Raw genomic sequence first — 20,436 nt, 5'->3', positions numbered from 1 at the left:
GCCTTTAATATCCGAAACCGCCAATCCACCGATTCGTTATACAATACGCAACCCTTGTTATTACATACACACAATATGAATAAACCCTCTCCAATCTTTCCCATTTTTCTTGCTACGATTATCTTCGCCCTCATTGTTTGGTCAGGTATCAATCCCCATGACCGCGCAGTCTGGTACGCCGAAATCATCCCCGTAGCATCCGTATTTTTCCTTCTGGTTGCCACTTACCGCATTTTCCGCTTCAGCAACCTGGCCTACTTGTTCATGAGCTTCTGGCTGATTATGCATTCCATCGGCGCATACTATACTTTTGCCGATGTACCGTTTGAATCCATCAACCGCTTTGTCGAACCGATTTTGGGCGAAAACCGCAATCATTACGACCGTATTGCCCACTACATCATCGGCTTTTATGCCTACCCAATGGCCGAATGGCTGCTGCGCCGCAAGCTGTGTAATCTACCGCTGGCTTTGTTTTTCTCCCTGTTCTTTATCATGAGCGTGGCTGCCGCCTATGAAATCATCGAATGGCAATATGCCGTTATCGACGGCGGAGAGGCCGGACTGGAGTTCTTGGGTTCTCAAGGCGATATTTGGGACGCGCAAAAAGACATGCTTGCCGATACTTTGGGCGCGTTAACCTCGCTGTTTATTTTTGTGTTTACCCGACCCGATAAGCGTTTGGGTCTCTCTTAAATATATCCCTTTAAAACAAAAGGCCGTCTGAAACCAGATTTTCAGACGGCCTTTTTTCATTTTTCTATCGCTATTATTGTAAAAATTAATAAATGCGATAGTTAAAAACATAAGCCGATTTTGAAACAAAATCCGTCATCAAAATTTTTAAGCACATGAAATATATAAAAAACAACGTCTGTTAAGATTTTGTAAACAATATGTCTACGTCAACATGAATTTTTCGATTTGATTTAAGTCAGCATATCTTGTGTCATTAATCCATAAAATATCCGGAATTCTACAAAATATTGATTAACCCGATAGAGGTTATCATCAAGACGAGGAACACAAAATGCAGAAAATTCCAGAATTAGTCTGCCCCGCCGGCAACCTGCCTGCACTGAAAACCGCTGTGGACAACGGTGCGGACACGGTTTACATGGGTTTGAAAGATGCGACCAATGCACGAAACTTTCCGGGACTAAATTTCGATATGAAATCTGCACGGGAAGGCGTAGCTTACGCCCATGCGCGCGGGCGCAATGTACTGATGGCCATCAATACATTCGCACAAGCCGGCCAAGTGGAGCGTTGGCACGCCGCTGTGGATACGGCGGCGGATTTGGGTGCCGATGCGATTATTGTTGCCGACCCCGCCATCATGGCGTATGCGGCAGACAAACATCCGAATTTACGCCTGCATATGTCGGTACAAGGTTCGGCCACCAATTACGAAGCCATCAATATGATGAAAGAGCTGTTCGGCATCCGTCGTGCCGTTTTGCCGCGCGTGCTGACCATCGATCAGGTCAAACATGTGATTGACAATACTGATGTGGAAATTGAAGTCTTTGGCTTCGGTAGTTTGTGTGTGATGGTGGAAGGCCGTTGCATCTTGTCGAGCTATGCAACAGGCGAATCGCCCAATATGCAAGGTGTCTGCTCTCCGGCAAAATCCGTCCGCTGGGAACAACTACCTGACCGCATGAACGTACGTCTAAACCAGGTATTGATAGACCAATACAAACCCAATGAACCGGCAGGTTATCCAACCTTGTGCAAAGGCCGCTTTAAAGTCAATGATGAAACCTACTATGCTTTGGAAGAGCCGACTAGCCTGAATGTTTTGGAAATGTTGCCCGAACTCATCAAAATCGGTGTGTCCGCCATCAAAATCGAGGGACGCCAACGCAGTCCGATGTATACGGCGCAAGTAACCAAATCCCTGCGCCAAGCACTGGATGCAGCCGCAGCCGACCCGTCGCATTTCAAAGTCAATCCGTCCTGGAACAATGCCTTGAGCAAAGTTTCGGAAGGTCATCAGACAACTTTGGGCGCATACAACCGCCCATGGAAATAAGGGGAAGAAAATGAATTCATTGAAATTGTCGCTGGGCCCTATTTTATTTTTCTGGCAAAAAGAAGCTCTACTGGAATTTTACGTTTCCATGCTGGATACGCCGTTGGATACGGTCTATTTGGGTGAGGTAGTCTGCTCACGCCGTCAGAAAATGCGCTTTGCCGACTGGTTCGGACTGGCTGAAGACTTGGCGGAAAGCGGTAAGGAGATTATTCTTTCTTCACAAGTCCTGCTCGAAAGCGAATCCGATCTGAAACGCTTGCGCAAAATCACGGAGCAGGGAAAGTTTAAAGTTGAAGCCAACGACATGGGGGCGGTCAAATTGGCACGCGAACACGGCATTCCTTTTGTTGCCGGTGCAAGCCTGAATATCTACAACGAAACTACTTTGGACGTATTCCGAAAATTAGGGGCATTCCGCTGGATTGCACCGTCCGAGCTAAGCCGCGATAAGGTTGCCGAAATCATCAAGGCTTCAGACGGCATTGAAACTGAACTCTTCGCTTGGGGTAAAATGCCGCTTGCCTATTCATCACGTTGCTTTACCGCCCGCCATTACAATCTGAATAAAGACAGTTGCGAGTTCCGCTGCCTCGATCATGAGCACGGTATGGCCATGAATACGCGAGAAGGCCAGCCGTTTCTCACCATCAACGGCATCCAAACCATGTCTTACGGCTGCCAAAACCTACTGCCCCACCATGAAGACTTGAATAAAATCGGCGTGAATATGCTCAGACTGTCGCCACAAATGCACAGCATGGCTGAAATTATCCAAATTCACCGCGATGTATTGGACGGAAAAGCCACATGGGAAGATGTCCACCCTGAGTTGGAACGATTGACTACCGGAACACTGGTTGACGGCTATTGGCGCGGTCAGCCCGGTATTGAAACCGTGAAGGAGGCATATTATGGCGCTGCCTGAAATCATATTACCCAAATGGATGACAAAAATCGGTACCAAACTTCCCGGCAAACCTCCACGCTTTGTTTTGGTCTCCGTATTGAATACCATGCTGAGAAAAGGTTTACTGCCTGCCGATATGGAACTTTTTGCCGGAAGAAAATTCGAAATCGAAGTTTTGGATGCCGGTATCAAAGTGCGGTTTAGTGCCAATACGGAAAAATTCCTGGACGACAACTTCAGTGGCGTCCCCGATCTGAGGCTGGCGGCCAACGGTATAGACTTCATGCGCATGATGATGCGCGAGGAAGATCCCGATACCTTATTTTTCAACCGTAAATTGCAAATCGAAGGCGATACGGAACTGGGGCTAATTACCAAAAACTTACTCGACAGTGTTGAGTGGCCTTTCAGCGAATGGTTCCTGAAACGCAGCACGTCCACTTTGGATTGATTAATTTTGGTTGAACCAAGAACAAAGGCCGTCTGAATGTTTCAGACGGCCTTATATATTTCACCTCTTTGATATGTCTTCTCTTATTGGTTTTATCAAATATAAAAAAGCGTACCTTGTTAGGTACGCTTTTTTCAATCCGACTCAAAATTAGAATTTTGCACCGGACTCATTTGCCATAAAGTCTACAGCCGCTTTAACCTCATCGTCACTCAAGCTGCTGTTGCCGCCTTTGGCAGGCATTGAATTAAAACCTTCAAGCGCGTGTTTGTGCAAAGTATCTTTACCTTGCTTAATTCGAGGAGCCCAGTCGTCTTTTTTACCGACAACAGGTGCGCCCGGAATCATACCGCCATGACATGTTTTACAGTTGGCTTCAAAAACAGCTTTGCCGTCTACCTTAACCGGAGCTGCTTCTGCTTTTTCAGCAGGTTTGGCTTCAGCAGCCGGAGCAGCTTTAGCATCTGAAGCAGCTTTATCGGCAGCAGGAGCAGAAGCAGCCGCCGGAGCAGAAGCATCGGCAGGTTGAGCTACCGGAGCAGGCTCGGCTTTTTTAGCAGGAACTTTTTTACCGTCTTTGTTGGACAAACCCCAAACATAAGCGGTCATGATGTGCAGCTTGTCTTTGTCAAGGAAGTGACCCCAAGCAGGCATTTGGCTGCTGCGGCCGTTGGTAATGGTTTCGGTAATCGCTTTTTGAGTACCGCCCCACAACCATACATCGTCGGTCAGATTCGGGCCGAGGCCTTGGATACCTTGACCTTTGTCGCCGTGACAAGTGAAACAGTTGGCAGGTGGGCCGCTAAACAGGGCTTTACCGCGTTCTGCACGTTCTTCGTCGTATTGACCTTTAGGTTTAGAAAGAGACATAACATACTGTGTTACGTTTTTCACTCCTTCTTCACCCAAAGCAGGCCCCCATGCCGGCATAGAGGCAGTACGGCCTTTTTCAATGGTTTCCTGAATTTTTTCAGGTTCGCCACCCCACAACCAGTCGTCGTCGGTCAAATTCGGGAAGCCTTTGGAGCCTTTGGCATCTGAGCCGTGACATTGGATACAGTAGGTATTGAAAAGGTTTTGTGCAATAGCACGGGCTTCAGGGTCTTTAGCCACTTTCTCAATCGGCATATTGGAAAATTTAGCATACACTTTACCGTATTGCTGATTGGCTTTGGCAACTTCTTCTTCATATTGACCATGGCTGCTCCAGCCCCACAGGCCTTTGTAATCGCCAATACCTGGATACATAATCAGGTAGCCGACGCCAAACAGCCATGTGCAGACATAAAGCCAAAACCACCAACGTGGCAGAGGGTTGTTGTACTCCGAAATGCCGTCCCACTCATGACCTGTGGTTTTTACTTCTTCGCCTTTTTTAGGGCGTTTCACAACGTTTTGCGAAAGCAGAAGCCAAGCCAGGCCGATGAAGCTGAGCACGACGATAACGGCAATATATATACTCCAGAAACTACTGGTAAATTGGGATGTTGTGTTCATTATTTTGCTCCGTGATCACGGACTGACTGAGCTTGATCGTCCTTTTCAGACGGCCTTTGTTCGTCATTATCGAAAATACTGCTGGCAGCATCGTCATAGTTTTTCTTATTGCGTCTATTGAATACAATATAGAGAACTAAAATAAAGCTGATAAATACCCAAACAGTAAAGAGCGAGCGAGCCCAGTTAGCGTCCATGATGTTACCTTACGTTTTTCAATGCCAAGCCCAAGCCTTGCAGATAGGCGATAACAGCGTCCAGCTCTGATTTGTTAGCCAGCATTTCAGGTGCTTTGGCAATTTCTTCATCGCTGTAAGGTGTACCCACTTTACGCAGGGCTTTCATATGCGCCACAGTTGCCTCGGCATCGACTTTATTGCGTGCGAGCCATGGGAATGCAGGCATATTGGACTCCGGCACAACGTCGCGTGGGTTCAGCAGGTGGATGCGGTGCCATTCATCGGAATAACGGCCGCCAACACGAGCCAAATCCGGACCGGTACGTTTAGAACCCCATTGGAACGGATGGTCATAAACAGACTCACCGGCAACAGAGTAATGACCGTAACGTTCAGTTTCTGCACGGAATGGACGAATCATTTGAGAGTGGCAGTTGTAGCAGCCTTCGCGTACATAAATATCGCGACCTGCCACTTGCAGGGCGTTATATGGTTTCACGCCGGGTGCAGGTTCGGTAACTGCCTTGGTGAAGAACAGCGGAACAGCCTCAATCAGAAGGCCGACGCTGACTACAAGCAGGGTGAATACAATCAGTACACCGACTTTTTCTTCAGCTAATTGTTGTAATTTCATTTTGGTAGCCTATCTTTCTTGTCATTAGTGGTGTTGAGTTTGAGAAACCGCAGGAATCTCAGCATCAACTGCTTTACCACTGATAGCAGTACGGTAAACGTTATATGCCATGATGCACATACCGCTCAGGTACAGAAGACCGCCGGTGAAACGAATCATGTAGTAAGGCATGGTACGTTTTACGGATTCAACGAAGGAATAAGTCAGCGTGCCGTCGTCATTCAAAGAACCCCACATCAGACCTTGCATTACGCCGGCAATCCACATTGCAGCGATATACAGAACCACGCCGATGGTCGCGATCCAGAAATGCGCCTCAACCAATTTGGTGCTGTACATTTCATTTTTGCCGAACAAGCGGGGAATCATATAGTAAACGGAACCGATGGTTACAAAGCCCACCCAGCCCAATGCGCCGGCGTGAACGTGTGCAACAGTCCAGTCGGTGTAGTGGCTCAGAGCGTTAACTGTTTTGATAGACATCATCGGACCTTCGAAGGTAGACATACCGTAGAAAGACAGAGAAACGATCAAGAATTTCAAAATCGGGTCGGTACGCAGTTTGTCCCATGCGCCGGACAGAGTCATGATACCGTTGATCATACCGCCCCAAGAAGGCGCAAACAGAATCAAAGACAATACCATACCCAAAGATTGAGTCCAGTCAGGCAATGCGGTGTAGTGCAAGTGGTGAGAACCTGCCCACATATAAGTGAAAATCAAAGCCCAGAAGTGAACAACGGACAAGCGGTAAGAGTAAATCGGACGGCCCGCTTGTTTAGGCACGAAATAGTACATCATACCCAAGAAGCCGGCTGTCAGGAAAAAGCCCACCGCATTGTGGCCATACCACCATTGAACCATCGCATCAATCGCACCTGCGTAAACCGGATAAGATTTCATCAAACCAGCAGGGATGCTGATATTATTGACGATGTGCAACAGCGCAACGGCCAAAATAAAGCCGCCGTAGAACCAGTTGGCAACGTAAATATGTTTGATTTTACGTTTGGCAATCGTACCGAAGAATACGATAGCGTAGGCAACCCACACCAGCGTAATCAAAATGTCGATAGGCCATTCCAATTCGGCGTATTCTTTACCTTGGGTGTAACCCATAGGCAAGCTGATGGCCGCAGCCACGATAACAGCCTGCCAACCCCAGAAGGTAAATGCAGGCAGCCAACCGCCAAACAGACGGGTATTACATGTACGTTGAACAACGTAGTATGATGTACCGATCAAACCGCAACCGCCGAATGCAAAAATAACCGCATTGGTGTGCAGAGGACGCAGGCGGCCGAAGTGGAACCAAGGTCCGATATTGGATAAATCGAGGGCAGGAGCAAAAAGCTGGGCAGCGACGATAACGCCGACCAACATGCCCACAATACCCCAAACTACAGTCATGATGGCGAACTGGCGCACCACTTTGTAGTTATAAGTTTGTGTGTCCATGGAAGTCTCCATAAATTATGGGTATAAAAAATTTTTATCTCACCCTAACCCCTGCATTTACGAAAAGCGCAATACGGCCAAGGCTCAAATTTTTCTAAATTTAACATAGACACCACAACATGCCAAGCAAAATTACATTCCATATTGCATAAAACCTTTAGTGAGACATAATCTCATTTCTTTTATAATCAAGAAATTATTTAAACATATCCAATAAATCGTGCACAGCATTTTTTCAAGCCCCCTTTTTCGTACAGTTTTATTGATATAGATTAAGCCTACCCTTTAAAACCCCTTCCTCTTAATAAACTTTAGCAAATTAACCAATAGCCATGATTAATTACAAAATTACCCCCAACTTTCTGTCTCATGAATGGCACATCACCTTATCATTCACTCAAACCAATGATTCAGAAACAGAAATCAGCTTACCCAACTGGGTACCCGGCAGCTACCTCATCCGTGACTTTGCCCGCCATATCACGCACATCAGCGCGCGCTGCAACGGCAAAGCCCAGCCGCTGACACAAACCAGCAAAAACCATTGGCAAACCCCTGCTCTCAGTGGAGAGTGGGAAATTTACTACACTGTTTACGCATTCGACTTATCAGTTCGCGGCTCGTTCCTCAGCACCGAGCGTAGCTTTTTCGACGGCGCGTGTCTATTCTTAAAAGTCCACGGACAAGAATACCGGCCACATCAAATCGAGTTTTCCACCCTGCCACACACATGGCAGATAGCCACCACCCTACCCCAAACCTCGGCGACCACTTTTCAGACGGCCTCATACGCCGAGCTTATCGACCACCCGGTTGAAACAGGCATCATCGAATTTCTCGAATTTGAAGCACAAGCCATCCCCCACCGTATTGCATTAAGCGGCATCTATCCCGATTTTGACCGCGTTCGCTTCCTCGCCGATATTCAAAAAATCTGCGAAACCGAGTTGGCGATGTTCCCCTCCCCTGCCCCGTTTTCCGAATACCTTTTCCTACTGCATCTAGGCGACAACCTCTACGGCGGACTGGAACACATCAGCAGCACCGCCCTACTCGCCGACCGCCACAGTCTGCCATCTTACGATATGGGTGAAGCCGACAAAGCCTATACCGAATTACTCGGCCTCTTCTCCCATGAATACTTCCACGCATGGAACGTTAAATCCATCAAACCGGCCGTCTTCGCACCTTACAATCTCGACCAAGAAAACTACACCGAGCAACTTTGGGCATTTGAAGGCATTACTTCCTACTACGACGACCTCTTTCTAGCCCGAAGCAAAACCATCAGTCCCGAAGCCTACCTTACCCTGCTTGCACAAAGCATCACACGCGTACAGCAGACACAAGGCCGTCTGAAACAAACACTTGCCCAATCCAGTTTCAGCGCATGGGACAAGTTCTACAAACAAGACGAAAACAGCCCCAACGCCATCGTCAGCTATTATCAAAAAGGCGCACTGGCCGCACTTTGCCTCGACCTTATCATCCGTGAAAAAAGCCAAGGCAAATACACCCTCGACAGCGTGATGCAGCAACACTATCGTGACTGGTGCAACACCCATCAAGGCATACCCGAAAAACACTGGCAAACCCGTTGCCAAGAAATAACCGGTTTAGATTTAGAAACCTTCTTTCAGACAGCCTTATACAGCACCGAAGACCTTTCACTCGCAGAATGTCTGCAAAGCGTAGGTATCAAACTTGACTTTATCCCCCTTCCTCGCCAACACGGAGGAGCATTTGCAAGCGAACCCCAATCGGTTGCCCCAGCCAACGATTTGGGCGCACGTTTCAAACAAAACAGCGACCATGCCGTTCTGACTCATGTATTTAATAGCGGTAGCGCAGAAAATGCCGGACTCTGCCCGCAAGACAAAATCATCGCCTTAGGCGGCTATGCCTGCAACGACCTTGCAGCGCAGTGGGGCAAACTGCCTATCGGCACGCGCACAACCATCCATTTCTTCCGCCAAGGCCTGCTTCGCGAAACCAGCATCACAGTCCAAGCAGCAGAAGCCAATACTGCCCTACTGCACATTACCGATCGCCAAAAACTCGAAAACTGGTTGTACAATCATTAAATAAAACTTCAGACGGCCTGCTAATTCACAGGCCGTCTGAAATCAACATACCCATTTAATATAAAGAAAGGAAAAACTATGCCCATCCGTAAACTGACCGACACTCTCTATATCTCCCCCCAACTGACCGAAGCAGATGTCCAAGAAGCCGTACGTCTCGGCATCAAAACCATCATCTGCAACCGCCCGGACGGCGAAGAAGAAAACCAACCGGCTTTTGCCGAAGTGCAAAACTGGTTTAAAGAGGCCGGCATCAACCAATTTTCCCACCAGCCCGTCGTCGCGCCTCAAATCAATGCAGCCGATGTCGCAGCCTTCCAAAATCTGTTGCAAAAATCTCCGGCTCCCATTCTTGCCTTCTGCCGTACCGGTACTCGCTGCTCCCTGCTTTGGGGTTATCATCAAGTGCAACACGGCGCATCTGTAGCCGAAGTAGTTGCCGCAGCCGAACAGGCTGGCGTCAACCTCAGCAACTTTGAAGCCCGCCTGCAAGAAGCCAAAGATAAAGGTTTGGCTTAATACTTGATTTATATAGTAAGTAGCAGCCTTTAAACCAATCAGGCCGTCTGAAACCAATTCTTTCAGACGGCCTAATGACTTTTATTCACAATCAAACCTTATTTTTAATTTATTTCCACTATCCTAAAAATATATTTTCTAAATCAAGCCCGAATTGACCTGTATCAATACCCTGACCCTATTTTCATTTATAATGCCTTTCAATGCTTCAGGGTCATGCCCGAATCTTCCAGTTTCCTCGATAAGAGCCAGCTCTCTTATTAAATGATTTTTCTTTCCTCTTGATGTGTGTGTGTTTGGGTGTGGCTGAAAGCCACCCCCTTTTTTTTATACCTACCCTCTTGAAGGCCGTCTGAAAACTTTCAGACGGCCTTTCCTTTCCCCTCACAAAAATAGTATAAAATCCCCTTATCGTTCAAACCACAAACTCAAAACACCATGGTTAACAAACTCACTCCCCCTCCAAGCCTGCCCGATCCGCAAGACCTCCGCGCCGTTATCGCTTACAACATGCGCCTCTATCGCGTTAATCACGGCTGGTCACAAGAAGAACTGGCACGCCAATGCGGACTTGACCGCACCTACGTTTCCGCCGTCGAGCGCAAACGCTGGAACATTGCCCTTTCCAACATCGAAAAAATCGCATCCGCGCTTAAAATCGCCCCTTACAAACTCCTCCTTCCGCCGCAAGAGATGCTCCGCCAAATGACCGAGCCTGCCGATACCCAAGCCTAATTCACAGCCAGACACCATCATGACCGCCGCCCAACAAGCCATCCAAACCTACCAGCAGCAAAAAGCCGCAGCAGAAACTGCCTACCGCCAAAACAACCGCCCTACCGTTTACTTCCGCGACCATATCGCCGCTGCCGAAACCCTGCTGCAGACCCTCTGGCAAATCCACTTCCCCGACAGCGACGACATCAGTCTGATTGCCATCGGCGGCTTCGGGCGTTGCGAACTCTATCCCCATTCTGACTGGGACTTAGCGATTATTTCCTCTGCTCCATTTTCAGACGGCCTGCAACAACAAACCACCCAATTTATCCAAACCCTTTGGGACGCACGCCTCAATCCGGCCATCAAAAGCGGCAGCATAGAAGAAATCCTCCAAAGCACCCAAAATGACATTACCGGCGAAACCGCCTTTCTTGAAGCACGCCATCTCCAAGGCAATGCCAACCTTACCGCCCAACTTCTAAACAAACTCAATACACGCCGCGACACAGCCGCTTTTATCGAAGCCAAACTCCTCGAAATGGAGCAACGCCATAGCAAATCCCAAGGCACAGGCGCACAACTCGAACCCAACATCAAAACCTGCCCCGGCGGCCTGCGCGACATCCACACCCTTATCTGGACAGCCAAAGCACAAGGCATAGACAGCAACCCCACCGCCCTCGTTACCGCCCGTGTCCTTACACGCACCGAAGCCGGCATGCTGGCCCATGGCTACCGCCGCCTCGCCAACATCCGCATTCACCTCCACCTTACCGCCGACCGCCCCGAAGACAGGCTGCTTTTTGACTACCAGTCCCAAGTTGCCGAAAGCTTAGGCTATACCCAACCCGACATCCGCGGCCGAAGCGAAGCCCTGATGCACACCTTCTACCGCGCCACCAAAGCCATCAAACAACTCAACGGCATCCTCATTCCGGTTCTCAAAAACCATCAAACTTCCAGCCGTCCCCAACATATCCACCCCATCGACAGCCGCTACAAACGCATCGGCCACCAAATCGCCGCCAACGACCTTGCCCTGTTTGAACAAAATCCCGAACACATCTTCACCATCATCCAAACCATGCAGGAGCAAAACATCACCACCATCGAGCCGCAAACCCTGCGCGCATGGTGGGCGGCCACACGAAAAATCAACGCCCGTTTCACCCAAAATCCAGAAAACCGCCGCCGCTTTATCCAATTCTTCAAACACGGTACCGGCCTCACCCAAACCCTCCGTTTTCTCAACCTCTACGGCGTACTTGGCCGCTATCTCCCTGCATGGGAAAAAATCACCGGACTGCTCCAACACGACCTCTTCCATATTTACCCCGTAGACGACCACATCCTGACCGTCGTCCGCAATATGCGCCGTCTCGCCATCGAAACCCACAGCCACGAAATGCCCGAAGCCAGCGCCATCATGCAGGCCTACCCACGACCGCATGTCCTCTACACCGCCGCCCTGCTGCACGACATCGCCAAAGGCCGTGGCGGCGATCACGCCAAAGAAGGCATCAAAGACGCACAACAATTCGCCGCCAACCACTACTACACCGAAGAAGAAAGCCACCTCCTTGCATGGCTGGTTAAAAACCACCTGCTCATGTCCACCGTTGCCCAAAAAGAAGACATCCAAGATCCCCATGTCCTCCAAGCTTTCTGCCGCCGCATTCCCACACGCGAATACCTCGACGCACTCTACCTGCTTACCATTGCCGACATCCGTGGCACCAACCCCAAACTTTGGAACACATGGCGCGCCAGCCTGCTCCAAACCCTCTACCACAGCACCGCCGCCGTTTTAAACAGCAAACACCACGATCCCGAACGCCTCCCCAACCGACGCGAACAAGCCTCGACCGATCAGCTCACGCGCGCGGCCGTTCCCCTCAAAAACCAACAAAAACTCCGCCGCATACTCGGCAGCGCATACTACGTCCGCCATCAGACACGGGAAATCCTCTGGCACACCGCAAACCTCGCCTACGACACCGAAAGTCCGGCCGTCCGCAGCCGCATCCTTCCCCAAAGCAACAGCCTTCAAGTCATGGTGTTCATGCCCAATGGTGACCGCCTCTTTGCACGCCTCTGCCGCATCTTCAGCAGCCACCGTTTCGACATCCAAGCCGCCCGCGCCTTCATTACCGAACACGACTACATCCTCGACACCTTTATCCTGCAACTTCCCGACAATCTCCCGCCCGAAGAATATCCCGACCGCCAAAGCGCACTCGAAGCCGAACTCAACAGCTTCATCCACGGCAACACCACCGTCCAAAAACAAAGCGGCCGCCCGCACATCAGCCGCCGCATCCGCCACATCCCCATCCCTCCTACCGTAATCATCACCCCCGAAGAAGATTATCCCGGCTGGCACACCATAGACATCACCGCCGTCAACCGCCCCCACCTTCTCGCCGACATCGCCGAGACCTTCTTCGCACACAACATCAGCCTGCGCTACGCCAAAATCACCACCTTGGATCAGCGCATTGAGGACAGCTTCATCACCTACAGCCCATCCCTACAAGACCCGCAAACCCAAAACACCCTAAAACAGGCATTGATCGAAGTCTTGACTCCATAAAGGCCGTCTGAACATCTTAAAAACATAGGGTGAGCATTTTTTGCTCACCCTAATCACATCCAAATATATAAACATTCTGAATATACCCTTCTCAAACACTCAAGAAATCCAAAGCCTTAAAATTCGAAACCAAAACTTCCTTCTGACATAAAACTACATTCAAAAATCATAACCCATATGAATATAATTCTAATAACAAATTTTCATTCACCTATTACACCAAACCCTCTTCAAAAATCCTTCCTTCCAAATCTTTTCCTCATCCATATTCAAACAAAATACGCATACAAAATAAAACCCATAAAAAACAAAAAAATAAAATCACAAAATATTAAACTCACCGATTAATCCATAAAAATACCGCCCATCCAAACCAAATAACATATTATTAAATTAAACTAAATTCTGACAAAAAACGTCACGCACCCAAACTTGTCTCCCTTCCCTGTCACAAAAAACACAAAACTGACAAAAAACGTCAACCCCCTAATTTCCCTAAAATCCTGAAACTTTCAAACAAAACCTCATAAAACTTAAAAATTAAAAAATAAACCCAATAAAAACAATAAACAAAAAATAAAAAATAAATTTTTTAATCAATTTTGCGCACTTGGCACACCGACTGCTTGAAACAACACGTCCGATAAGGCCCAAGCCTCAAAGCAGCAAGCCCGACGGAAGCTGTATATTCCTTCTTACTTTATGGTTTACTCATAATACAAAGTGCCAAGCACATTACGGACTTTTTACTTAAACATAATTATTCACACTTTCAAACTGGAGTTTTAATCAATGAAAGCAATCCAAAAAGGTTTTACCCTGATCGAATTGATGATCGTCATCGCGATTATCGGCATCTTGGCAGTTATCGCCCTGCCTGCATACCAAGACTACACTGCACGCGCCCAAGTTTCTGAAGCATTTGCCTTAGCTGAAGGCCAAAAAGCTGCAGTGGTTGAATACTATGCTGACAAAGGTGCATATCCTACCACCAATGCGGCTGCAGGCGTTGCAGATGCTGAAAAAATTACTGGCAAATATGTTGCAAAAGTAAATATCGGTGAAAAGGGTGTAATTACAGCTACCATGAAAAAAGATAACGTAAATGCTGCTCTCTCTGAAAAAACATTAACTTTGACACCTGAAGCATCGGTTGATAATAAAGATGCTACTAAAAACCCAGGTTCATTTACTTGGACATGTGGTGGCACTATTGATACAAAATACCGCCCTGCCGCTTGCCGTCCAGATGCGAAACCAGCAGATAAGTAATAAAGCTAGCTAACCTAATTTAAATATCTAACAAAAGATATTCGACTCAAAACAAATCCCATAAGAATTATGGGATTTGTTTTATAAAATAAAAATAAGAAAACGACATACTCAAAAATGAAAAAACTACGCAAAACCCAAACCGGTTTTAGCCTGATTGAGTTGATGATTGTTATCGGAATCATCGGCATTTTGGCAGTAGCGGCTCTGCCCGCATACCAAAACTATGTTGCCAGAGCACAAGTGGCAGAAGGCATTATGCTTGCCGGCAGTATGAAAAGTTACGTCGAAGAAGCCTATGCGGATAAAGGCAGCTTGCCGCTTGACCTAAACATCAAGCAACTCTCTTCAGACGACAATAAAGTCGGTAACTATGTAAAGATTGTCCGTATTGAAGATAACGGCACTATTGTTGCCGCCATCGGTAATCAAGCCGCCGTACCTGTTAAGAATACCGAAATCCACCTAATACCAAGCTTTGCGAAAACAGGTAATACCAAAGGCACAACTGTTTGGTCTTGCGGTGGCACCATGGATACACACTTCCTTCCTGTATCCTGCAAACAAAGCTTGTAAGCTTATTTCCCAAAACACAAAAATACATTGCGAAGAAAACACCCCAAACAAAGCCAAATACAAACGCGGAAAACGAATCAAAACAAAAGAACAAAACTCTCCAAAACAAGGTCATTAAGAGCCTGAATTATCACATTACGAAAATAAATGCCGTCTGAAATTCATTTTCAGACGGCCTCTTTATATCTAATCCTAATATGACATAAAGCTTTGACCTTGATTAGTTTCAGACGGCCTCCATCTTTTCACCACTACATAAAACAAATTCGCAACACTCCTTATAAGACAATTTGTCGCCTATCTGAACTCAATATATAATTTAACCATACAAGTCTTTATTTTTAAGCATTTTTCATTTTCAAAACATACATTGTCTACATTGGGAGAAACATCATGCCTCATCTGAATTTAGATAAAACGGATTTAAAGATTCTGCAGGTTTTGCAGGAAAACGGACGGTTGAGCAATGTTGAGCTTTCTGAAAAGGTGGCGCTCTCCCCTTCTCCCTGCCTGCGCCGTCTCAAACAGCTTGAAGATGCCGGCATTATTCAAAAATACGCGGCCCAGCTTTCTTCCGTATCTTTGGGCTTGGGCTTGCAGGCTTTTATCCGTGTTTCAATTAGCAAGGCAAAAGATGCGCGCGAGGATTTTTCCGAATCTGTCCGCGCCTGGCCGGAAGTATTGAGCTGCTTTGCTTTAACGGGTGAAACCGACTATCTGCTCCATGCCTTTTTTACCGATATGAACGCGTTTTCCCATTTTGTTTTGGACACGCTGCTTTCGCACCACGGCGTGCAAGATGCGCAATCAAGTTTTGTGTTGAAAGAAATTAAAAACACGACCGCTCTGCCTTTGGTTCATTTGGTTCAGGATTAATGATTTGAAACCGATAAAGGCCGTCTGTTGTTCAGATGGCCTTTTAAATTCCAATGGTTTGCTTTCACATCCATACACTTGTATACTTTTTAAGAATAATTCACATACGCTTTTACTATGACTGACACCGCCCATCTCGATACCAATACTGTTTCAGAACATACCAAACAATGGCTGGAAAAAGCCGTTATCGGGCTGAATCTTTGCCCGTTTGCCAAAGCGCCGCACGTTAAAAACCTGGTTCGCATCGTTGTCAGCGAAGCCCGTCATTTGGACGGTTTCCTTGAGGACTTGGATCGTGAATTGCAGCTTCTGGGCAATACGCCCGCTTCGGAATTGGAAACCACTTTACTGGTTCATCCGACGCTATTCCCTGATTTTGAAACCTTCAACCAAATGCTGGAAATTGCCGACGATGCGGTTGTAGAAAACGAATTGGAAGGCATTGTCCAAATTGCGCCGTTCCACCCTGATTTTCAATTTGAAGGCACTGAGGCTGACGACATCAGCAACTACACCAACCGCTCGCCCTACCCAACTTTGCACTTGATTCGTGAAGACAGTATTGCCAAAGCGGCTGAAGCATTTCCTGATGCCTCGGCAATTTTTGACCGTAATATCGCGCTGCTGGAAAAAATGGGGCACGAGGGCTGGGATAAGTTAGACATTCCGCGTTGTCCATTTCCGCATCACAAGCCGTCTGAAAACAAATAATTGGTGATGGGAAGATGGTTCGCTATTTATTGATTTTTTGCGGCGCATTGTCACTCGTCTTAGGCATTATCGGCATTTTCCTGCCATTACTGCCAACTACGCCTTTCATTTTATTGACCGCCGCCTGCTGGGCAAAAGCCTCGCCGCGCTTTCACAATTGGCTGTATCATCACCGCCATTTCGGTCCGATCATACAAAACTGGGAAAACAACGGCGCCGTGCCACGCAAGGCAAAGTTTTTCGCTATCGGCATGATGGCCCTTTCTTGCCTGTTTATGTTTTGGCAATTTCCAGAACGCTGGTGGATTGGCGCCGTATCATCAGTCTTCTGTAGCTGCGTGGCTGTGTGGATGTGGTTACGGCCGGAAGCATAAATAAAACAGGTAGGCATTGTTGCTTACCTGTTTTTTATTTTCATACCCAATTTATCCATTAAAACAATCAGTAAGAACCAAAACACTCTATTTGACTCTCATTTTTCAGACGGCCTCCATTTATTCAAGTAAATGTAAATTTTAGCTAAAATTAATTCAAAGTATTTTTTCGATAGTATTATTTCCGAAATTTCAAACTCCTGTTTTAAAACCATTTTTTTACTACTTCCAACTACTCCATTCATTTTGATTCCTTTATTTGTATCAACATTTCTTTTGATTCCAATACTCTAAATCGTCCCTTAACACTTGCTTTGCGTTATACTTTCCTCTGACACAACCGCGCAGTTCGTCTGGATATTTTCAGACGGCCTGAATATTTCACCGCCGTGCTTTCTCAACGAAGTTCTAACGGCGCAACAGAATAAAAAGGAAATACTATGCGCTCTCTCTCATTTTTACTGCTTCTTGCCGCCTTTCCTGCCTCGGCATCCGATTTTGACGGCTCATCCGCAAGTCTGCTTTGGGGTCTGCCGTTTGCACTGATTCTTTTGTCTATTGCACTCGGACCTCTGTTTTTCTCCCATACTTGGCACCACCACTTCGGCAAAATTACGGCGTTTTGGACGCTGCTGTTTTTAACGCCGTTTATCATAACTTTTGGTTTTGGAGCCGGCGTACATACCGTTGCCCATGCGTTGGTTGAAGAATATATCCCCTTTATCCTGCTGCTTTTGGCGCTCTATACCATTTCAGGCGGTATTTTTGTCAGCGGCGATTTGCACGGCTCGCCTAAATTGAACACAACCCTGTTGGCAGTCGGCACGGCTTTGTCTTCCATCATGGGGACAACAGGCGCGGCGATGTTGATGATTCGTCCGCTTTTGAAAGCCAACCATAAACGCCATTACCGCGTTCACATCGTGATTTTCTTCATTTTCTTGGTAGCAAATATTGGTGGCGGTCTGACTCCTTTAGGCGATCCTCCGCTGTTCTTAGGATTCCTGAAAGGCGTAGATTTCATGTGGACGGTCAAACACATGCTGATGCCTGTATTGATCAGTTCTGTGATTTTGCTGGCCGTTTTCTACATCATCGACAGCCGACACTTCAACCGCGAACAAAGCGAACACCTTGCTCCCGCTCCTTCCGATAAAGAAGAAAAAGTCAAAATTTACGGCAAATGGAATTTTCTGTTACTGGCCGGCGTAGTCGGCGCGGTTTTGCTGTCCGGCTTGTGGAAACCAAATCATCCGGGCTTTGAAATCTTGGGCAGCCATTACGCTTTGCAAAACCTGATGCGCGATGGTATTTTGCTGGCTTTGACCGCCGTATCTTGGATTATTACGCCCAAACAGGTACGCGCAGGTAATGAGTTCAACTTCGAGCCGATTGCCGAAGTGGGCAAACTGTTTTTGGGTATTTTCATTACCATTTCACCTGTTTTGGCAATTTTGAAAGCCGGTGAAACAGGCGCATTGGCTTCCGTTGTTTCTTTGGTTCACGACGCGGCAGGCAATCCGATTAATGTGATGTATTTCTGGATGAGCGGCATTTTGTCGGCATTCTTGGATAACGCGCCGACTTATTTGGTGTTCTTCAATATGGCCGGTGGCGATGCCCAAGCCTTGATGACAGGCCACCTGTTCCATTCGCTGCTGGCAGTATCCATGGGTTCCGTATTTATGGGCGCGCTCACTTATATCGGTAATGCGCCGAACTTCATGGTCAAAGCCATTGCCGAACAACGCGGCGTACCGATGCCTTCCTTCTTCGGCTATATGGCATGGTCGGTGATTGTATTGGTACCGCTGTTTGCCCTGCATACGATGATTTTCTTCGTTTGGCAGCTCTTTTAAACTTAGAGGCCGTCTGAAATTCAGACGGCCTTTTATTTCAGCTATATCATCAAACATAGCGTTTAAATATCAATCAGTTAAAAATCATTCCCCTTAACACTCGATTACACATTCCTACTTTTTTCCCACTTTTCCCATAAAAATAAGCGTAAAACTGACATAAAGCAGCCTATACCTGATAAAATCTAAAGCTTTGTTGTTTGCGTTTATTCGTTGTTTTTATAGCAAACCTCTGCTTTTTTCAGACGGCCCATCCGTTGTTTCAAAGCATTACATGCTGTCTGAAAAAACAATCCGACATCCGAATCTCAACCCACCAAAAAGTAACGCATCCTTATGATTAAGATAAAAAAAGGCTTAGACCTGCCTATCGCAGGCAGACCGGAGCAAGTCATTTATGACAGCCCGGCCATTACCGAAGTCGCGTTGCTTGGCGAAGAATATGTCGGCATGCGCCCCTCGATGAAAATCAAGGAAGGTGAAGCCGTCAAAAAAGGCCAAGTGCTGTTTGAAGACAAAAAGAATCCGGGCGTAGTATTTACCGCCCCGGCTTCAGGCAAAATCGCCGCGATTCACCGTGGCGAAAAGCGCGTACTTCAGTCAGTCGTGATTGCCGTTGAAGGCAACGACGAAATCGAGTTCGAACGCTACGCACCTGAAGCGCTGGCAAAATTGAGCAGCGAAGAAGTACGCCGCAACCTGATCCAATCCGGTTTGTGGACTGCGCTGCGCACCCGTCCGTTCAGCAAAATTCCTGCCGTTGATGCCGAACCGTTCGCCATCTTCGTCAATGCGATGGACACCAATCCGCTGGCTGCCGATCCTACGGTCATCATCAAAGAAGCCGCCGAAGACTTCAAACGCGGCCTGTTGGTATTGAGCCGCCTGACCGAACGTAAAATCCATGTGTGTAAAGCAGCCGGCGCAGACGTGCCGTCTGAAAACGCTGCCAACATCGAAACACATGAATTTGGCGGTCCGCATCCTGCCGGTTTGAGTGGAACGCACATTCATTTCATCGAGCCAGTCGGTGCGAACAAAACCGTTTGGACCGTCAATTATCAAGATGTGATTGCCATTGGCCGTTTGTTTACAACAGGCCGTCTGAACACCGAGCGCGTGATTGCCTTGGGTGGCTCTCAAGTCAACAAACCGCGCCTCTTGCGTACCGTTTTGGGTGCGAAAGTATCGCAAATTACTGCGGGCGAATTGGTTGATGCAGACAACCGCGTGATTTCCGGCTCAGTATTGAACGGCGCGATTGCACAAGGCGCGCACGATTACCTCGGCCGCTACCACAATCAGATTTCGGTTATCGAAGAAGGCCGCAGCAAAGAGCTGTTCGGCTGGGTTGCGCCGCAGCCGGACAAATACTCCATCACGCGCACAACCCTCGGCCATTTCCTGAAAAACAAACTCTTCAAGTTCAACACAGCCGTCAACGGCGGTGACCGCGCCATGGTACCGATCGGCACTTACGAACGCGTGATGCCCTTGGACATCCTGCCTACCCTGCTCTTGCGCGATTTAATCGTCGGCGATACTGACAGCGCTCAGGCACTGGGTTGCTTGGAATTGGACGAAGAAGACCTCGCTTTGTGCAGCTTCGTCTGCCCGGGCAAATACGAATACGGCCCGCTGTTGCGCAAGGTGCTGGAAACCATTGAGAAGGAAGGCTGATT

Annotated in this window: 19 protein-coding genes; 15 read left to right on the top strand and 4 right to left on the bottom strand. The window is 47.6% G+C overall.

Going from position 1 to position 20,436, the window contains the following annotated elements:
* The first annotated feature begins 75 nt into the window (after nt 1-75).
* The 4 genes from ACTHTK_RS07240 (at nt 76) to ubiT (ending at nt 3,399) form a co-directional block, all read left to right on the top strand.
* Complete coding sequence (locus ACTHTK_RS07240; protein WP_440378549.1) at nt 76-696, top strand: DUF2238 domain-containing protein; 621 nt, start codon at nt 76-78, stop codon at nt 694-696.
* A 334-nt stretch (nt 697-1,030) separates the two neighbouring features.
* Nucleotides 1,031-2,038, top strand: a complete 1,008-nt coding sequence (ubiU, locus tag ACTHTK_RS07235; protein ID WP_295849052.1) for a ubiquinone anaerobic biosynthesis protein UbiU — start codon at nt 1,031-1,033, stop codon at nt 2,036-2,038.
* A gap of 10 nt (nt 2,039-2,048) precedes the next feature.
* The gene (locus ACTHTK_RS07230; RefSeq protein WP_004519591.1) at nt 2,049-2,966 is read left to right on the top strand and encodes a U32 family peptidase; all 918 of its coding nucleotides are present in this window, start codon (nt 2,049-2,051) and stop codon (nt 2,964-2,966) included.
* On the top strand, nt 2,953-3,399 hold the full coding sequence (gene ubiT / locus ACTHTK_RS07225; protein WP_004519590.1) for a ubiquinone anaerobic biosynthesis accessory factor UbiT: 447 nt from the start codon (nt 2,953-2,955) through the stop codon (nt 3,397-3,399). The genes ACTHTK_RS07230 and ubiT overlap by 14 nt, the downstream gene beginning before the upstream one ends.
* Before the next feature lie 150 nt (nt 3,400-3,549).
* On the opposite strand, the gene ccoP is transcribed toward ubiT, so the two are convergent.
* Genes ccoP through ccoN form a run of 4 tightly spaced genes read right to left on the bottom strand, consistent with a single transcriptional unit; the run spans nt 3,550 to nt 7,167 of the window.
* The gene (gene ccoP, locus ACTHTK_RS07220) at nt 3,550-4,896 is read right to left on the bottom strand and encodes a cytochrome-c oxidase, cbb3-type subunit III (protein ID WP_300483432.1); all 1,347 of its coding nucleotides are present in this window, start codon (nt 4,894-4,896) and stop codon (nt 3,550-3,552) included.
* Nucleotides 4,896-5,093, bottom strand: a complete 198-nt coding sequence (locus ACTHTK_RS07215) for a cbb3-type cytochrome oxidase subunit 3 (protein ID WP_003748776.1) — start codon at nt 5,091-5,093, stop codon at nt 4,896-4,898. The genes ccoP and ACTHTK_RS07215 overlap by 1 nt, the downstream gene beginning before the upstream one ends.
* A gap of 4 nt (nt 5,094-5,097) precedes the next feature.
* Nucleotides 5,098-5,709, bottom strand: a complete 612-nt coding sequence (gene ccoO, locus ACTHTK_RS07210) for a cytochrome-c oxidase, cbb3-type subunit II (protein ID WP_003748778.1) — start codon at nt 5,707-5,709, stop codon at nt 5,098-5,100.
* A gap of 24 nt (nt 5,710-5,733) precedes the next feature.
* On the bottom strand, nt 5,734-7,167 hold the full coding sequence (ccoN, locus tag ACTHTK_RS07205) for a cytochrome-c oxidase, cbb3-type subunit I (RefSeq protein WP_003748780.1): 1,434 nt from the start codon (nt 7,165-7,167) through the stop codon (nt 5,734-5,736).
* Between the two features lie 332 nt (nt 7,168-7,499).
* Between ccoN and ACTHTK_RS07200 the strand changes: the two genes are divergently transcribed.
* The 11 genes from ACTHTK_RS07200 to ACTHTK_RS07150 all read left to right on the top strand — a co-directional run bounded on the left by ACTHTK_RS07200 (nt 7,500) and on the right by ACTHTK_RS07150 (nt 20,434).
* A complete protein-coding gene (locus ACTHTK_RS07200; protein ID WP_440378548.1) occupies nt 7,500-9,251 on the top strand; it encodes a M61 family metallopeptidase in 1,752 nt (583 codons plus the stop codon).
* A gap of 78 nt (nt 9,252-9,329) precedes the next feature.
* On the top strand, nt 9,330-9,770 hold the full coding sequence (locus ACTHTK_RS07195) for a TIGR01244 family sulfur transferase (protein WP_440378547.1): 441 nt from the start codon (nt 9,330-9,332) through the stop codon (nt 9,768-9,770).
* Nucleotides 9,771-10,208: 438 nt separating this feature from the next.
* A complete protein-coding gene (locus ACTHTK_RS07190) occupies nt 10,209-10,505 on the top strand; it encodes a helix-turn-helix domain-containing protein (protein WP_003680870.1) in 297 nt (98 codons plus the stop codon).
* A 19-nt stretch (nt 10,506-10,524) separates the two neighbouring features.
* The gene (gene glnD, locus ACTHTK_RS07185) at nt 10,525-13,083 is read left to right on the top strand and encodes a [protein-PII] uridylyltransferase (RefSeq protein WP_440378546.1); all 2,559 of its coding nucleotides are present in this window, start codon (nt 10,525-10,527) and stop codon (nt 13,081-13,083) included.
* Between the two features lie 792 nt (nt 13,084-13,875).
* Nucleotides 13,876-14,355 (top strand): pilin, encoded by a 480-nt coding sequence (locus ACTHTK_RS07180; RefSeq protein ID WP_440378545.1) that lies wholly within the window; start codon nt 13,876-13,878, stop codon nt 14,353-14,355.
* 117 nt (nt 14,356-14,472) lie between these two features.
* A complete protein-coding gene (locus ACTHTK_RS07175; protein ID WP_440378544.1) occupies nt 14,473-14,931 on the top strand; it encodes a pilin in 459 nt (152 codons plus the stop codon).
* A 393-nt stretch (nt 14,932-15,324) separates the two neighbouring features.
* The gene (locus ACTHTK_RS07170; protein WP_440378543.1) at nt 15,325-15,807 is read left to right on the top strand and encodes an Lrp/AsnC family transcriptional regulator; all 483 of its coding nucleotides are present in this window, start codon (nt 15,325-15,327) and stop codon (nt 15,805-15,807) included.
* A 117-nt stretch (nt 15,808-15,924) separates the two neighbouring features.
* The gene (locus tag ACTHTK_RS07165; protein WP_049329016.1) at nt 15,925-16,521 is read left to right on the top strand and encodes a DUF1415 domain-containing protein; all 597 of its coding nucleotides are present in this window, start codon (nt 15,925-15,927) and stop codon (nt 16,519-16,521) included.
* 14 nt (nt 16,522-16,535) lie between these two features.
* A complete protein-coding gene (locus ACTHTK_RS07160; protein WP_070632654.1) occupies nt 16,536-16,895 on the top strand; it encodes a YbaN family protein in 360 nt (119 codons plus the stop codon).
* Between the two features lie 440 nt (nt 16,896-17,335).
* Nucleotides 17,336-18,754, top strand: a complete 1,419-nt coding sequence (locus ACTHTK_RS07155; RefSeq protein ID WP_440378542.1) for a sodium:proton antiporter — start codon at nt 17,336-17,338, stop codon at nt 18,752-18,754.
* A 336-nt stretch (nt 18,755-19,090) separates the two neighbouring features.
* The gene (locus ACTHTK_RS07150; protein ID WP_107724091.1) at nt 19,091-20,434 is read left to right on the top strand and encodes a Na(+)-translocating NADH-quinone reductase subunit A; all 1,344 of its coding nucleotides are present in this window, start codon (nt 19,091-19,093) and stop codon (nt 20,432-20,434) included.
* Nucleotides 20,435-20,436: the final 2 nt, after the last annotated feature.

It is taken from the genome of Neisseria sp. P0006.S009 (assembly GCF_051962915.1).
GTDB classification, from domain to species: Bacteria; Pseudomonadota; Gammaproteobacteria; order Burkholderiales; family Neisseriaceae; genus Neisseria; species Neisseria subflava_E.
Note: the sequence above shows the minus strand (reverse complement) of the source record. Positions and strands in the feature narration are given on the sequence as shown.

Bases quoted from the DNA above. Each gene is read 5' to 3' on its own strand.
- ACTHTK_RS07240 (WP_440378549.1), top strand. From the start codon at position 76: ATGAATAAACCCTCTCCAATCTTTCCCATTTTTCTTGCTACGATTATC.
- ubiU (WP_295849052.1), top strand. From the start codon at position 1,031: ATGCAGAAAATTCCAGAATTAGTCTGCCCCGCCGGCAACCTGCCTGCA.
- ACTHTK_RS07230 (WP_004519591.1), top strand. From the start codon at position 2,049: ATGAATTCATTGAAATTGTCGCTGGGCCCTATTTTATTTTTCTGGCAA.
- ubiT (WP_004519590.1), top strand. From the start codon at position 2,953: ATGGCGCTGCCTGAAATCATATTACCCAAATGGATGACAAAAATCGGT.
- ccoP (WP_300483432.1), bottom strand. From the start codon at position 4,896: ATGAACACAACATCCCAATTTACCAGTAGTTTCTGGAGTATATATATT.
- ACTHTK_RS07215 (WP_003748776.1), bottom strand. From the start codon at position 5,093: ATGGACGCTAACTGGGCTCGCTCGCTCTTTACTGTTTGGGTATTTATC.
- ccoO (WP_003748778.1), bottom strand. From the start codon at position 5,709: ATGAAATTACAACAATTAGCTGAAGAAAAAGTCGGTGTACTGATTGTA.
- ccoN (WP_003748780.1), bottom strand. From the start codon at position 7,167: ATGGACACACAAACTTATAACTACAAAGTGGTGCGCCAGTTCGCCATC.
- ACTHTK_RS07200 (WP_440378548.1), top strand. From the start codon at position 7,500: ATGATTAATTACAAAATTACCCCCAACTTTCTGTCTCATGAATGGCAC.
- ACTHTK_RS07195 (WP_440378547.1), top strand. From the start codon at position 9,330: ATGCCCATCCGTAAACTGACCGACACTCTCTATATCTCCCCCCAACTG.
- ACTHTK_RS07190 (WP_003680870.1), top strand. From the start codon at position 10,209: ATGGTTAACAAACTCACTCCCCCTCCAAGCCTGCCCGATCCGCAAGAC.
- glnD (WP_440378546.1), top strand. From the start codon at position 10,525: ATGACCGCCGCCCAACAAGCCATCCAAACCTACCAGCAGCAAAAAGCC.
- ACTHTK_RS07180 (WP_440378545.1), top strand. From the start codon at position 13,876: ATGAAAGCAATCCAAAAAGGTTTTACCCTGATCGAATTGATGATCGTC.
- ACTHTK_RS07175 (WP_440378544.1), top strand. From the start codon at position 14,473: ATGAAAAAACTACGCAAAACCCAAACCGGTTTTAGCCTGATTGAGTTG.
- ACTHTK_RS07170 (WP_440378543.1), top strand. From the start codon at position 15,325: ATGCCTCATCTGAATTTAGATAAAACGGATTTAAAGATTCTGCAGGTT.
- ACTHTK_RS07165 (WP_049329016.1), top strand. From the start codon at position 15,925: ATGACTGACACCGCCCATCTCGATACCAATACTGTTTCAGAACATACC.
- ACTHTK_RS07160 (WP_070632654.1), top strand. From the start codon at position 16,536: ATGGTTCGCTATTTATTGATTTTTTGCGGCGCATTGTCACTCGTCTTA.
- ACTHTK_RS07155 (WP_440378542.1), top strand. From the start codon at position 17,336: ATGCGCTCTCTCTCATTTTTACTGCTTCTTGCCGCCTTTCCTGCCTCG.
- ACTHTK_RS07150 (WP_107724091.1), top strand. From the start codon at position 19,091: ATGATTAAGATAAAAAAAGGCTTAGACCTGCCTATCGCAGGCAGACCG.